The organism is Psychroflexus gondwanensis ACAM 44 (assembly GCF_000355905.1).
GTDB lineage: Bacteria > Bacteroidota > Bacteroidia > Flavobacteriales > Flavobacteriaceae > Psychroflexus > Psychroflexus gondwanensis.
In genome coordinates this window covers 97,184-112,026 of the sequence record NZ_APLF01000008.1, presented here as the reverse complement: position 1 = coordinate 112,026, position 14,843 = coordinate 97,184, and the positions used below count along the sequence as shown (strand labels likewise).

Annotated in this window: 11 protein-coding genes and 1 pseudogene; 7 read left to right on the top strand and 5 right to left on the bottom strand. The window is 36.7% G+C overall.

What is annotated here, in order from left to right:
• Window positions 1-20 precede the first annotated feature (20 nt).
• Window positions 21-1,790 (bottom strand): hypothetical protein, encoded by a 1,770-nt coding sequence (locus PGOND44_RS08700; protein WP_003440235.1) that lies wholly within the window; start codon window positions 1,788-1,790, stop codon window positions 21-23.
• Window positions 1,791-2,535: 745 nt separating this feature from the next.
• Between PGOND44_RS08700 and PGOND44_RS08695 the strand changes: the two genes are divergently transcribed.
• Together PGOND44_RS08695 and PGOND44_RS08690 are read left to right on the top strand one after the other, a co-directional pair.
• A complete protein-coding gene (locus PGOND44_RS08695) occupies window positions 2,536-2,871 on the top strand; it encodes a hypothetical protein (RefSeq protein WP_003440232.1) in 336 nt (111 codons plus the stop codon).
• A 21-nt stretch (window positions 2,872-2,892) separates the two neighbouring features.
• Complete coding sequence (locus tag PGOND44_RS08690) at window positions 2,893-3,117, top strand: hypothetical protein (protein WP_003440229.1); 225 nt, start codon at window positions 2,893-2,895, stop codon at window positions 3,115-3,117.
• 268 nt (window positions 3,118-3,385) lie between these two features.
• Here PGOND44_RS08690 and PGOND44_RS15865 read toward each other — a convergent pair whose 3' ends face one another.
• Window positions 3,386-3,463: a group II intron maturase-specific domain-containing protein gene (locus PGOND44_RS15865; RefSeq protein ID WP_236611978.1), complete on the bottom strand. Its 78-nt coding sequence runs from the start codon at window positions 3,461-3,463 to the stop codon at window positions 3,386-3,388.
• 283 nt (window positions 3,464-3,746) lie between these two features.
• Here PGOND44_RS15865 and PGOND44_RS08685 point away from each other — a divergent pair, with 283 nt between their 5' ends.
• Together PGOND44_RS08685 and PGOND44_RS08680 are read left to right on the top strand one after the other, a co-directional pair.
• Window positions 3,747-4,379: a VIT1/CCC1 transporter family protein gene (locus PGOND44_RS08685; protein ID WP_003440225.1), complete on the top strand. Its 633-nt coding sequence runs from the start codon at window positions 3,747-3,749 to the stop codon at window positions 4,377-4,379.
• Between the two features lie 674 nt (window positions 4,380-5,053).
• Entirely contained in the window at window positions 5,054-6,469 is a 1,416-nt protein-coding gene (locus PGOND44_RS08680) for a hypothetical protein (RefSeq protein WP_003440223.1), read from the top strand.
• Between the two features lie 53 nt (window positions 6,470-6,522).
• Here the strand turns inward: PGOND44_RS08680 and PGOND44_RS08675 are convergent, their stop codons facing one another.
• Complete coding sequence (locus tag PGOND44_RS08675; RefSeq protein WP_262500718.1) at window positions 6,523-8,007, bottom strand: dihydroxyacetone kinase subunit DhaK; 1,485 nt, start codon at window positions 8,005-8,007, stop codon at window positions 6,523-6,525.
• A gap of 423 nt (window positions 8,008-8,430) precedes the next feature.
• Window positions 8,431-8,603, bottom strand: a pseudogene (gene groEL, locus PGOND44_RS15860) (chaperonin GroEL); the annotation flags it as partial.
• 18 nt (window positions 8,604-8,621) lie between these two features.
• Between groEL and PGOND44_RS08670 the strand changes: the two are divergent.
• The gene (locus PGOND44_RS08670) at window positions 8,622-9,143 is read left to right on the top strand and encodes a T9SS type A sorting domain-containing protein (protein WP_003440219.1); all 522 of its coding nucleotides are present in this window, start codon (window positions 8,622-8,624) and stop codon (window positions 9,141-9,143) included.
• A gap of 154 nt (window positions 9,144-9,297) precedes the next feature.
• Window positions 9,298-11,025: a T9SS type A sorting domain-containing protein gene (locus PGOND44_RS15855; protein WP_003440218.1), complete on the top strand. Its 1,728-nt coding sequence runs from the start codon at window positions 9,298-9,300 to the stop codon at window positions 11,023-11,025.
• Window positions 11,026-12,021: 996 nt separating this feature from the next.
• On the opposite strand, the gene PGOND44_RS08660 is transcribed toward PGOND44_RS15855, so the two are convergent.
• Entirely contained in the window at window positions 12,022-13,650 is a 1,629-nt protein-coding gene (locus tag PGOND44_RS08660; protein ID WP_003440208.1) for a dihydroxyacetone kinase subunit DhaK, read from the bottom strand.
• Window positions 13,651-14,210: 560 nt separating this feature from the next.
• On the opposite strand from PGOND44_RS08660, the gene PGOND44_RS08655 reads away from it, so the two are divergent.
• Window positions 14,211-14,738 carry a T9SS type A sorting domain-containing protein gene (locus tag PGOND44_RS08655; RefSeq protein WP_003440207.1) on the top strand — a complete coding sequence of 176 codons (528 nt, stop codon included), beginning with the start codon at window positions 14,211-14,213 and terminating at the stop codon, window positions 14,736-14,738.
• The last annotated feature ends 105 nt before the right edge of the window (window positions 14,739-14,843 follow it).

The following is a 14,843-nucleotide window of genomic DNA, read 5'->3' as shown; positions in this document are numbered from 1 at the left end:
TAAATTTAGGAGGCAAAAAATTATATTTTTTTATATATAAGTCCAAGGCGATCAATAAACATAGGCCATCTAGGGTCTTCTTTTACTCTATCAAAAAGAGGTTCTACATTTAAGTCTGTAATTCCAAAATCTTGATATTCAATTGCCTTTTCTAGCCATTCAAAAGTAGCATCACGGTCACCTCTCTGGGCGTAGGTTATCGCAATAGTATAGCTGTAATCTTTACTATATGTTGTAATAAGCTTTTCCAGAAATTCTTGAGATTTTTCTACATTTCCTAGACTATAATACGCCAGTGCTAGTGCATGGTAGCGGAGTGGCTCGCTGCTTTCCATCTCAGCATGCTTTAAGGCTTCTTTAAACCTCCCTAGTTGTAATAAGGTACAAGTAAGGAGCAAATGCGTGATATCTGCCTCTGGCGTTATTTTTAAAGCTTTACGAAGGGTTGTCTCCGACTCTGGATACATCCTAGCATAATAATAATTTATACCTAGAGCATAATAAGAGTACTCCGATAAGGGGTCCAGTGCTAAAATTTTTTCATGATAGGCCACCGCTTTTTTAGTCTCATTAAAAAGTAGCGCAACTTGAGCAGCACGATTGAGAACTGCGGTATTATTAGGTTCTAAGCTCAAGCCTTTATTTACATACTCTTGGGCTTTATCATAATCGCGTTCATAAGAAATTGCTATGGTACCCAGTATTTCATAGATAGTGGCGTAGAGACTATCTTGCTCGACTGCTTTTAGGGCACTTCCCTTTACAAGCGGATAGCCTTCCTCTACCGTTAAAATACCGTGATCTGTTAAAAAATGATAGACGGTACTCAATAAATCCCAGGCGGGTGCAAATGTAGGGTCTATTTCGAGCGATTTTAATAGGAGATCTTTAGCCTTTTTATCACCGTCTATACTAAAGGTCTTATTCATTTCGTAATTTGCCTCTAGGTAAAGACGGTAGGCTGCAGGATCTACCTTTTTTGCCTTTGGTATATTGTTGTCAGTTATACTTATTTCTAAACGTTCCGCGATATTCGAGCTTATCTCATTTTGAACCTCCAGTATATTTTCTAGCTGCTTATCCCAAGTTTCAGACCAAGTAGATTTATCTTTTTTTGCATCTATAAGTTGCACATTTATTCTTACAATGCTATCATACATGCGCACACTCCCTTCTAAAATATATTTCACGTTAAGCTTCTTCGCAATTGTAGGTATATCGATTGTTTTTCCTCTAAAAGAGAAGGCAGAAGTGCGAGAGGTTACCCTAATCCCTACAATCTTCGATAGTGTGTTTATAAGTTCTTCTGCGAGACCGTCTGCAAAGTAGGCCTGATTTTTTAAAATAGACATATCGTTGAAGGGCAGGACTGCAATACTATTCTCTTGCTCGACTTGGCTTGTAATTTCTTTTGTTTCATACTGTGTTGTAATTCTAAAACGATCTACAAAAAGTAAGATTACAGCAAGCATAAGAAAAATAACAATAAAAGTGTTGAGCCGTTTGTTTACGGTTTCATTTCGTTCAGGAGTGTATTGACTTTTTTGGCTAGAAGTGAGTTTTACACCCTCTGAAGTAATATCGTAAAGCCAAGAAAAAACAACCCAAAAAGGAAACAAAATAAGCAAGGTTACAAGCACCGCTTTTCCCAGCCAAATAGGGAGTTCTACGAGTGACCCTAAAACCGAAATAACCTGAAGTAATACCCAAGAAAAAACAACGTAGGATATAATGCCTTTGTGAACATTTCTTCTTTTTAATTCCTTCAAAAAACGAAAAATACTTTCCATTTTAAAGCTAGAGTATTTTATTAGAACTAAATATACACAATTATTACTTTGAACATACCCACCTTCTTTTGTGGAGCTATAATTCTAATTATTAGCTAGATAGGAAAATAACACATATGTATTCCTAAGCGTTATAAATAAATAACCCCTTTCAAACCCTTTTGGAAATTTAGTATTTATTAAAAAACTTATTTTGAAAAAATTACAATTCAATTGTTAATAGTTAATTTTCTGAATTAAAGATAGTTAATATTGAAAAGCTGCCGATTACTACTATTGCTAATGGTTTAATGGATTTTTCAAAGAAAAAAACAGGATGATCTTATACGAATACAGTAAATTTCAATAAAATATATTTCTAAAATAAACACTCATTTTTGTAAATAAATAAACTTTATTGTAATAAGAAAAAAAATTGCATTCAAGATTAATTTTTTAATATCGCCTAATATACTATACAGCTAGAAGTTCTTACATTCATATATTATGGAAACAATATCACCTTCTATCCTGTTTTTATTTGTTTTTGGCTTTTCATCTTGTAACGGTCTTAAAATTTTAAGACAATAAAAAATTTGCTAAGTTTATGCTATAAATAAAATGGAGATAACACAACAAGTTTTGTTATCTCCATTTTAGCAAAAATTGGCGGAAACCACTCAAACTATTTCTATGTTGAAAATAAAAATATTAAGTTTATCAATGCTTAAAAGGAATGAAAAAAATTAATTAAAAAACAAAAAGAATGAAAAAATTACACTTGATTATTTTAATAAGTATATCCACTTTAATCTTAAGTTGCGCTGCTAATCCTGCAAGAAACATAGCAAAAACAATGGATAAAGTATACATTGGAATGTCTATAAGTGAATTTAAAGAGAAAATTGAAAAAGAAGAACTTGTTGAAATGAATGTAAAAGTTACAATTTTCAAAAAAGTCATACAATCATATAATCATTATGCTTACGGTTTGCCACTTCTTGAAAGAACCGATATCAGATTTTTTTATTTCGAAAATAATAAATTGGTGAAAGTTGATGAAGGAGAAAGAGCTGTGGATTATAGAGTTAAAATTGATTAAATACCTTAATAATAATTGAAAATGGCAAAACTTGAATTGAGAGGATATCTTCCTCATGAGGACAAACCTGAGAAGTTTGAAAAATTCAGAAAAATTGCATCTGAAATTTATAATGAAATAGATGGTCATATTATTTTCTCTTGGGAAGAAAAATTTGAACAGTTTGACATCATTGAAAACAATACTAAAATAGATTATATTGATTTGAAAAATATGTTAGGAAATGATTCAAAATATTTAATTTAAAAAACATTTTCTAGTCAAGTAGGTAAAGAGGAATTTCACCCCCTAGACCTTTCACAGAAACGTACGTGAACCTCTCGATTCATAAGGTTCTTGTTATACAGTCGATTAAGTCTAAATAAATTTAGACCAGTTTGCACACCAATTCTCAATGATAGAAGAAATTTAGATAAGACTTTGTAATAAACCTAAGCCATTTTACGGCTTTGATTTTGCTTCCTTTGAAGCGTTTATCGTTGTTCAATATCCACCTGATCCTACTATTATCTAGTTAATAAAACACAGACTTTAGGCTCTTTCGACTTACCTTTACATAATACTGAATCCAACCACGAATCTTAGGGTTCAGTAGATTTGCTAAATCATGTATCCCACGTTGGGTTTTGTTATGGAAAACAAGTTTACGGAGTTCTCACGTGATTCGAACTTGACTTTCTGCTCATTTTACAAATAAACTAAAGGAAGCTTCCGCCCTTTTTCGATTTGAACCTTATCGGTTGAAAGCTGAATCCTAAGAAATCGAATTGCACGCGATACCATTTAGACTTCCTTATAAAAAAAAATAACTTTACTCCACTGATTCTTTAAAATAGAAAGCTTAAATATTTCTATTTATCACTCAACCAAAGCCTATGACAGAGCCTTCTGAAGACCTGGACGATTATCTAGACCACCATTATATCCACAGGAGTAATTGGTTGCGAGCAGCTGTTCTAGGAGCGAACGATGGGATTTTATCTACGGCGAGTCTCGCTATTGGTGTGGCTGCTGCTAGTGATTTGAGGGAGCCTATTCTTATCGCTACTTTAGCAGGATTGGTGGCTGGCGCCTTATCTATGGCTGCTGGAGAATACGTTTCAGTAAGTTCACAAACAGATGTTGAAAACGCAGACATCGAACGAGAAAAAATAGAATTGAAGGAGATGCCGGAGCTTGAATTGCAAAGGCTTGCCGATATTTATGAACAACGCGGCCTCTCTAAAGCCACTGCCCTAATCGTGGCCAAAGAACTCACAAAGAAAGACGCTTTGGCAGCACACGTTAGAGATGAATTGGGGATTAACGAGATTAGTCAAGCCAAACCCATTCAGGCCGCGATGGCGTCTGGCGCTGCCTTTACTATTGGCGGAGCGCTTCCATTTTTAGTGACCCTCTCCTCCTCTGTGGACCTTGATGACATCGACCTCGCAAAATCAAATCCGCTTGTTTTGGATTTTATAGAAAAGCCGCTCAATAAAGCTAAGCTTGTTAAACTATTTGGCTGATGGGAAGCGAACTGCTCCTACTTTTTTTCCAAGCACCTCAAGCTTATCAACATTAACACATTCTAAAAACGTTAGATATGGCAGACTATTCGCCCTTGCTCCATAGCGCTGCTTACGCAAATCGCTTCAACAAATCTTTATGCTTATTTTCAAGAGCTCTGCTTAGAGCTAAGCGCTGAACTCATGCAGCTCCTGGTGGCTGAACATAATTACTGAATCTCAAAAAGACAAACATTAGACAACTATAAATTTATTAAAGGTGACCGGAATTAGGTTGCTTTAAATGCCGAATCGGACCTGCAATCCCAAAAACAAACGCGTTTTCATTTTATACAATAATAAATCATAGAAAACAAATTTATTCGTTTAAAAGCACATTTAATTGGTTAATATGCTTTTATTTACGAATTAATTCATAATAAAAGTGCATATTAGACTTATGTTGTAACTGAACTGGATGAACTTAAAAAAATAATATCGTGAAAAGTCTTTATCTTATGTGTCCTTCAGTTGCTATTTGCTTTACTTCTAAAGCCGAAGACTAAGGAAGAACCGACACCCTAAGTGCTGGCAATTTCGTTTAGGTTGCAGGACCAAAATGAACCTATCCCAGCAAAATAAATGTTAAGACGACTTATAAAACAGCTTAAAACATAAATCAAATACACTAACTTATGACACATAACTATTTTAAAAAAACAGGCATTTTCTTATTGATGTGTTTGCTAACAAGCAGCATCGCAATATCACAAGTAGGTATAGGAACTGAAACTCCAGATGATTCATCTATTCTGGATATGCAATCCACTTCAGCTGGACTGCTTATTCCTAGGATGACCGATACAGAAAGGGATGGCATCTTAGAGCCCGCAGAAGGATTACAGGTTTATAATACCACCAACAAAACCTTAGATATTTACATCGATGGGGTTTGGAACTCTTTTTTATCCCAAAAAAGTGCTAACGCTAACAGATCTAACCTTGTGACTGTTTACGCCGTTGACGACCTACCAACTCCTGCTGCTGGCGCTATCACATTAGACGCCACCAAAATGTATGTTTTTTCTGGTATGGTTGACATTGGTTCCAATCACATCATAATGAATGGCGCGGGCCTTAGGGGCACCGATCCACAAAAGGATGGTGTCATGTCATCGGCTAGTGGGGGTGTTCTTAGAAGTACAGCCACCAATATATTTATGCAGAATTTCACCGTAATTCCTACTGCTGGTTCAGCCTATGATTTTTCGGGTACTGCTGCAAACTTTTGTAATATTTTTTCTGGTTGTTCTGTAATTGGGGGTAGTGTTGGGCAGATTTCAGGATTTAATGCGATTACCATTATCCAAAACTATTGGAACGTCACAGATGGTGTAAAAGTCACTGGCAACGTGGGTAAATTCACGTCTTCTTATAATTTTATTGTGGGTATTAGCAGCGGTGCTGGTGTAGAATTTTTAGCAGGACTCACCGCTAATGATATTGATATGGCAAACAATTACTTTATTTATGCAGGACAAACAGGTATTAATGTCAATGCTAGCGCAACAATAGATAGGGGCATATTAACTTCAAATATGTTTAGAGATGTCACAACACCCTTATCTGGAATAGACTCTTACACTCCTGGATGGAGCATGAAACAAAACACAAACATCCCTGATTCCCGTGCTTACGGTTATATCTATATGAACGGGAATACGACGAGCACAGCTACTTCCCCAGATGATAGCTACGTAAAAGTCAATGGCACCACCTCTTCTACAAAGCTGTTAAAATTTACGTCTCCTGTGTCTAATCAACTTAAATATATAGGAAAGGAACCCATAGTTGCATCTGTTTATATTGTAGTTTCTGGCAAAGCCCCTGCCAATAGTGCTAATTTTACAATGACACTTTCAAAGGGAGGCAACACGTTTGCTGGTCCCATCATCAGTACGGGCGCATTGACTAATAATCAGGCGTTTACATTGATTTTAGAGCGGGAAGTTGATATGGTAACAAACGAGTATGTCGAAGCAGTTATCAAAACTACTACAGGTGACTCGCCACTGGTAATTAGCGAATTGCAATTTAGAGTTAGAGATTAAAGTAATGTAGCGGTTATAATGGAGCTCTATCGAACTGAAATGGATTTAGCACATCAAACCGATAATGTTTTGAATGTGGAACTATCCTTGGTTTTGTTTGCTCCTTCTCTGGCTTTTTGTGCGGCCGTTTCTAAATTGCCATCTTCACTGAGCACTTCAAACGCCGGTTGCATGGCGTCTACCATAGTGCGCTGGCCCTCACGTGCGCCACCAATCTCTTTCATTTTCTCCAAGCCATCGAGTAAAGCTTTACCCAGATGTTTCTCCTTTTTATAGGAGTTACCTGCTCGAGTAAACAAAATGGAAAGTAAAACACCACTAGAGCCCCCTATTTCTCGAGCTAAAATACGGCCAATCGTAATAAAGAGTTCACCGGTATCAGCCAAGGGCAATTTAGCCTTAAGCTTCTTGAGCTTTTTTGCAGCTGCAGCAAACGTAGAGCCGGCATCGCCATCTCCTACTTTTTCATCTATAGCATTGAGCTCTTTTTCTGCCGAAATTAACTCCTCGACAATGGCATCAAAGACTCGATCAAAGCGCTCGTTTGTTGACGCATCAAAGGGAAGCATATCAGGGAGTTTTGGGCTCTGTAGAGGTTCTTTCTTGCCATACTCTCTTATAAACCAAGCGGCTGGATCTGAGGTGGAGGTTAAGGCTTCTTCAATTTCCTTATCTAAAGTCACTACTGAAATAGAAAAACCTTTCATGTTGAGCGAGGTCATAAGTGATGCAGGACCAACTAGAAACTTTACTTTTTCAGCCAAATCAGACTTATGAAATGAGGCTAGGAGTATGTTCATTTCAATGGGTGTCACACTGCCCAGATTATTGAGTAGCAACGCGTATTCCTTTCCTTTTTTTGGCAAGTATTTTTTTAAAGTGTTTAGAGCTTTTTGCATCAATGCATCTGCCATTTTCATGTCAATAGTTTCTACTCCAGGTTCTCCGTGTATTCCCAATCCAAGTTCCGCTTCTGATTTACTCAATCGAGATTTCTCTGGGTTTTGAAACTTCTGGCCCTCTTCTAATGATAGGCCAATAGAGTAGGTTTGTCCAGCCACTTTACGAGCCAAAGCTGCAACTTCATCCAAGGTTTTTCCTTTTTCAGCTAGATGGCCGGCTGTTTTGTGTACAAATAAGGTACCTGCGAGGCCGCGTTGCTCGACGGCTTCACCTAAAGAAATGTCGTCACCAACGATGACCGTTTCTACTTGATATCCTATGTCTTGAGCCTGCTCTGCTGCAAGGCCGAAGTTGAGGCGGTCACCGGTGTAATTTTTGATAATGAGTAAACAACCTGCTTTACCTGTAGTTGCTACAATTGCTGAGAGCACCGCATCTACAGATGGGGAAGCAAAAATATCACCACAAACAGCCGCAGTAAGCATGCCTTTGCCCACGAAACCAGCGTGTGCCGGTTCATGACCAGAACCGCCACCAGATATTACGGAAACTTTATCCTTATTAATAGTACTACGTAACACCACCCGTATTTCGGGGAAATTATCCAGTCGGGTCAATTTGGGGTCTGTAAGCATTCCCTCTATCCCGTCATTTACTACATCTTTTGGATCGTTGATAAAAAATTTCATTCTTTGAATTTAGTATTGAAGCTACCTAAACGTCAAAGATTATCTTTAAACAAAACGTTAAAATTTGCCTTTAGACTTCGTGTTCAGGAGCTCAGCCTTTAAAATAAAATAGGAAACCCTTTCTAAGTATTGTTTTACCAATAACAGATGTCATACAGAAATTTTTATGTTGATTTAAACCGATAGACTTATTTCATTCACAAAAAGGGTCTTGCAGATTTTATCTTCATAAATTCCTTTAGGTTTGCTGCATTGGTTACATAACTTCATTGCGGGGAAATGTGGAGGTTATTCTTTGCGTTTAAGACGTTATAAAAGCCAATTCAAATCAATGTAGTGGCTTTTATATATAATTCTGAATTTGGATGACATCATACCTGGCATGCCGCCGCCCATTCCTCCAGGCATTTTTCAGCCCCACCTGAGTGTTCTTAAGGAAGGTCAAACAAGGCACATTCCGTAGTAGGACTTATTCCAGCAACAGAAGCCGCGTTTTTAAGTGCGATTCTAGTTACTTTTTTAGGATCATTTACCCCTGATTTATTACACAGACATGGCTATTGATAATACAAGTACTACAACCCCTTTACACTACACCGCTAGCAACAGAGAAGGAGAACCTACAAAATGGTGGTGTATCGACTATTGAAATTATAAACGCCGATGCAGTAAAGAGGAATGCGTGCGATGATATCATCATTGATTTCAATAAGTTTCCTCTTGGCACTGTAGATCTAATAAATGCAGGATCGCTTTCTCTTTCAATTCACAAAACTCCTATGTCATTTAACCCAACAAGCCTTGTATTAGTGGAAGACTCCTGTACAAGTTTATCGCTTCAAAGTCAAAAAGAGTCCGCTATTAAACTTTATCCTATTCCAGCTTCAACTTATATTTATATTGACCAAGCAGATAACTCAACCCTTACACTATTAGATATAACAGGAAAATTGGCACTAGTAACCAACAATTACCAAAATAATGAAGGAATTTTCATTGGAAATCTAGAAAACGAAATTTATTTTATAAACGTTGAAACCTCTGAAAAGGCTTTGAAAAATTTCAAACTCATCAAAAAATGATCTTTCAGTCTTTAGTTTTTTCAACCTATAAGATGAACTACCAATAGATTAACATCTAAAAATCATAGAGTGCTATATTAATTTAATTTTAAACACTAAATATTTCATAATTTTTTAATATATTCAATGATTATTAATATTTAAAATGTGAGATATGAAATTAAAACTACTCTTTATTTGTTATTTGCTATTCACCATTCCTGCACATAGCCAATTGTTTCAAAAAAACATCGAATCACCACAAGGCCATCTTATCAATGCTAATTTAGCTGAAGTTAACGATGGGACAAATGATATTGTTATCGCCAGTAACAGGCTTTCTACCGCTTCCCCAGAACCTTTATTAAAACGCTTACAAGAAGATGGGACTATGGTCTGGTCTAAGACGTATGAAGATCCTGGCTTAACAAATGCACGAATCTTTGATATCACAAATTATTTTGATCTAATTTTTGTAACTGGATCTGTTGAAGTAAATGGAGATAAGTATGTTTTGGTCGCGAAAATTGAAGCCTCAACCGGGAATTTACTAGCTTCTAACTATTATTCTATAATTTCTCCATCATTTAATGCTACTGGGTTTAAAGTCATTATATCTGAATCTGATGCCACAGGAGATACGAATCCAAATCCAGGTTTAGTAATCACTGGGTTTGTTAGTAATTGCCTCATTATTGACCCAAGTTGTAGTTTCAATATTGGTTTTGCTTTGCGTACAGATTTAAATCTGAATCCTATATGGGCTTCTGAAATTGGCTCTCCAGTTTCAGGTCCACTTAATTACGACTTTGCCAATGGTATAGTTGAGACTAGTGACGGTTTTGTAATAACAGGAAGCACGACTGGACAAGGCAACAGCAATATACAAGCTGGCGTTTTGATTCATAAGATAAATTTCCTTGGAGTCGAAGAATGGGATAGTAGTTACATCTTTGGAAATTCAAGAGATGTAAGTGTAGATGCATATTATGACTCTACTACCGATGAAGTTTTCGTTTTGAATAATTACTCATCCATGCATCACTTTGGGGTGACTGTGGTTGATAACGCACTAGGAACTATTGATCCTAATAAGTCATGGTTTGTCAATGAAGTAAATGTCCAGTTAGATTTCTACGGATTTTCTCTTTTGGAATCCTTATCAACTCCCGATAATTTAATCGTTTACGGTTATCGCAGAGAATATTTCAATGGAAATAACACCGATCAATCTAATGTTATTGTATACGAATTTGAGAAAGCAACCGGAAATCAGGTTGGAACAAGTTATCAATATCTGTCGCCTTATCAAGAACCCCAATCAGATGTATATAACTTTTGGAACGGTCAACTTCCTTTAATTTATTATCCAGACATGGCTATTGATAATACCACAACAACACCTTTACACTTCACCGTTGGCTACAGACAAGGTGAACCTGCAAATGGTGGTTTATCGAATATTGAAATTATAAATGTCGATGCACTAAAGAGAAATGCGTGTGATGATATCATCATTGATTTCAATAGGTTTCCTCTTGGCACTGTAGATCTAATAGGAGCATCATCGCTAGGATCTATTTCAATAAACGAAACTCTTATGTCATTTAACCCGACAAACCTTGTTTTAGTGGAAGACTCCTGTACAAGTTTATCGCTTCAAAGTCAAGAAGAGACCGCTATTAAACTTTATCCTAATCCAGCTTCAGCTTATATTTATATTGACCAAGCAGATAACGTAACCGTTAGACTATTGGATATAACAGGAAAATTAGTATTGGAAACCAATAATTACCAAAATAATGAAGAAATTTTCATTGGAAATCTAGAAAACGGAATTTATTTTATAAATGTTGAAACCTCTGAAAAAGCTTCGAAAAATTTCAAACTCATCAAAAAATGATCTTTCAGTCTGTAATTTTTTTCAATCTATAAGATTAACTCGTAATAGATTGACACCTAAAAATCATAGAGTGTTTATAACCACCTTCTTTACGAAGGTGGTTATTTGTGTTTTCAAATATACAGTCATACGCGTATTAAAACATCCTAGATCGTCTTTGTTTGATATCCCAAAATCGACTCTAGACAAGTCGCTAACTAATAATGTTAACCAGCACCTCTAATCTAACATATCAGCGAGGTCTCTACCCACTAAACTCCCAATAGCGACGCCCATACCACCAAGTCTCACTCCGCAAAACACGCGTATTTTTGACATCACAAATTATTTTGATCTAATTTTTGTAATTGGATCTGTTGAAGTAAATGGAATAAAGTATGTTTTAATCGCGAAAATTGAAGCCTTGGCCCGGAATTTACTAGCTTCTAATTATTATTCTGTAATTTCTCCATCATTTAATGCTACCGGGTTTAAAGTCATTACATCTGAATCTGATACCACAGGAAATCCGAATCCAGGTTTAGTGATCACTAGGTTTACTATTAGTTGCAACACTGTTTTTGATTAAAACCATCTGTTTTTAGAGCAAAACAGGTAGTTTTAATAATTTTAAAGAAATTTCTACGAGGTTTAAAATTTAGACTTGGATTGAGATTTATATCCTACGTTCGCATAAATCTTGTTTCAATTTATGGTACTATTTCGAAAGATTATGTTTTGCGAAAATTCAATTGGCTCCAAATCATTCGCTATGAATTATTATCTTAAGAAGCTGCGATTTTGAAATTTTACTTACACCAAATTAAATTTATAATGTCGTATAAATAAATTGAATTATACTACGACGTAACTTAGCACAGGTTTTTTGATTGATCGAAGTTAAAAATAATTAGCATAACCTTAGTTACGGTAATTATTTTTGATAAAAAGCAAGCGAAAAAGAAACGATTTATTGCGACATTATCGGTTTAAATTGGTATTGTAGGGTGGTCGAGATTATAAGGCTTTAACCACACGTTCAAAAACACGTGCCACTGCTTCTGCTCCAGGATCAAGAACACCTTTTAAGTCTTTTTCACTTAGATAAGAAGATCTACCAAAATCGGTTTGTGTAATATCCTTGGTTTTGTTTGCTCCTTCTCGGGCTTTTTGGGCGGCTGTTTCTAAATTGCCATCTTCACTGAGCACTTCAAACGCCGGTTGCATAGCGTCTACCATAGTACGCTGGCCCTCACGTGCACCACCAATCTCTTTCATTTTCTCCAAGCCCTCCAGTAAAGCTTTACCCAGATGTTTCTTCTTTTTATAGGAGTTACCTGCTCGGGTAAACAAAATGGAAAGTAAAACACCACTAGAGCCCCCTATTTCTCGAGCTAAAATACGGCCAATCGTAATAAAGAGTTCACCGGTATCAGCCAAGGGCAATTTAGCCTTAAGCTTCTTGAGCTTTTTTGCAGCTGCAGCAAACGTAGAGCCGGCATCGCCATCCCCTACTTTTTCATCTATAGCGTTGAGCTCTTTTTCTGCAGAAATCAACTCCTCGACAATAGCATCAAGGACTCGATCAAAGCGCTCGTTTGTTGATGCACCAAAGGGAAGCATATCAGGGAGTTTTGGGCTCTGTAGAGGTTCTTTCTTGCCATACTCTCTTATAAACCAAGCGGCTGGATCTGAGGTGGAGGTTAAGGCTTCTTCAATTTCCTTATCTAAAGTCACTACTGAAATAGAAAAACCTTTCATGTTGAGCGAGGTCATAAGTGATGCAGGACCAATTAGAAACTTTACTTTTTCAGCCAAATCAGACTTATGAAATGAGGCTAGGAGTATGTTCATTTCAATGGGTGTCACACTGCCCAGATTATTGAGTAGCAACGCGTATTCCTTTCCTTTTTTTGGCAAGTATTTTTTTAAAGTGTTTAGAGCTTTTTGCATCAATGCATCTGCCATTTTCATGTCAATAGTTTCTACTCCAGGTTCTCCGTGTATTCCCAATCCAAGTTCCGCTTCTGATTTACTCAATCGAGATTTCTCTGGGTTTTGAAACTTCTGGCCCTCTTCTAATGATAGGCCAATAGAGTAGGTTTGTCCAGCCACTTTACGAGCCAAAGCTGCAACTTCATCCAAGGTTTTTCCTTTTTCAGCTAGATGGCCGGCTGTTTTGTGTACAAATAAGGTCCCTGCGAGTCCGCGTTGCTCGACGGCTTCACCTAAAGAAATGTCGTCACCAACGATGACCGTTTCTACTTGATATCCTATGTCTTGGGCCTGCTCTGCTGCGAGGCCGAAGTTGAGGCGGTCACCGGTGTAATTTTTGATAATGAGTAAGCAACCGGCTTTACCTGTAGTTGCTACAATTGCTGAGAGCACAGCATCTACAGATGGGGAAGCAAAAATATCACCACAAATAGCCGCAGTAAGCATGCCTTTGCCCACGAAACCAGCGTGTGCCGGTTCATGACCAGAACCGCCACCAGATATTACGGAAACTTTATCCTTATTAATAGTACTGCGTAACACTACCCGTATTTCGGGGAAATTATCCAGTCGGGTCAATTTGGGGTCTGTAAGCATTCCCTCTATCCCGTCATTTACTACATCTTTTGGATCGTTGATAAAAAATTTCATTCTTTGAATTTAGTATTGAAGCTACCTAAACGTCAAAGATTATCTTTAAACAAAACGTTAAAATTTGCCTTTAGGCTTCGTGTTCAGGAGCTCAGCCTTTAAAATAAAATAGGAAACCCTTTCTAAGTATTGTTTTACTAATAACAGATGTCATACAGGATTTTTATGTTGATTTAAACCGATAGACTTATTTCATTCACAAGAAGGGTCTTGCAGATTTTATCTTCACAAATTCCTTTAGGCTTGCTGCATTGGATACATAACTTCATTACAGGGGAAATGTGGAGGTTATTCTTTGCGTTTAAGACGTTATAAAAGCCAATTCAAATCAATGTAGTGGCTTTTATATATAATTCTGAATTTGAATGACATCATACCTGGCATGCCCCCGCCCATTCCTCCAGGCATTTGGCAGCCCCACCTGCGTTTTCTTCAGGAAAGTCAAACAAGGCACATTCCGTAGTAGGACTTATTCCAGCAACAGAAGCCGCGTTTTGAAATGCGATTCTAGTTACTTTTTTAAGATCATTTACCCCTGATTAATTATACAGACATAGCTATTGATAATACAAGTACTACCACCCCCTCACACTACACCTTTAGCTACAGAGAAGGAGAACCAACAAAATGGTGGTGTATCGACTATTAAAATTATAAATACCGATGCAGTAAAGAGGAATGCGTGCGATGATATCATCATTGATTTCAATAAGTTTCCTCTTGGTACTGAAGCTCTAATAGGAGCCTCTTCGCTGGGATCTATTTCAATAACTGAAACTGCTATGTCATTTAACCCGACTAGCCTTGTTTTAGTGAAAGACTCCTTTAGTTCAAGTTTATCGCTTCAAAGTCAAAAAGAGTCTCCTATTAAACTTTATCCTATTCCAGCTTCAACTTATATTTATATTGACCAAGCAGATAACGCAACCCTTAGACTATTGGATATAACGAGGAAATTGGTATTGGAAACCAATAATTACCAAAATAATGAAGCAATTTTTATTGGAAATCTAGAAAACGGAATTTATTTTATAAACGTTGAAACCTCTGAAAAGGCTTTGAAAAATTTCAAACTCATCAAAAAATAATCTTTCAGTCTTTAGTTTTTTCAACCTATAAGATGAACTACCAATAGATTAACATCTAAAAATCATAGAGTGCTTATAACAAATTTCTTTACTAAGGTGGTTTTT

Coding starts and splice junctions, on each gene's coding strand:
- PGOND44_RS08700 (WP_003440235.1), bottom strand. CDS start 1,790: ATGGAAAGTATTTTTCGTTTTTTGAAGGAATTAAAAAGAAGAAATGTT.
- PGOND44_RS08695 (WP_003440232.1), top strand. CDS start 2,536: ATGAAAAAATTACACTTGATTATTTTAATAAGTATATCCACTTTAATC.
- PGOND44_RS08690 (WP_003440229.1), top strand. CDS start 2,893: ATGGCAAAACTTGAATTGAGAGGATATCTTCCTCATGAGGACAAACCT.
- PGOND44_RS08685 (WP_003440225.1), top strand. CDS start 3,747: ATGACAGAGCCTTCTGAAGACCTGGACGATTATCTAGACCACCATTAT.
- PGOND44_RS08680 (WP_003440223.1), top strand. CDS start 5,054: ATGACACATAACTATTTTAAAAAAACAGGCATTTTCTTATTGATGTGT.
- PGOND44_RS08675 (WP_262500718.1), bottom strand. CDS start 8,007: ATGCTTACAGACCCCAAATTGACCCGACTGGATAATTTCCCCGAAATA.
- PGOND44_RS15855 (WP_003440218.1), top strand. CDS start 9,298: ATGAAATTAAAACTACTCTTTATTTGTTATTTGCTATTCACCATTCCT.
- PGOND44_RS08660 (WP_003440208.1), bottom strand. CDS start 13,650: ATGAAATTTTTTATCAACGATCCAAAAGATGTAGTAAATGACGGGATA.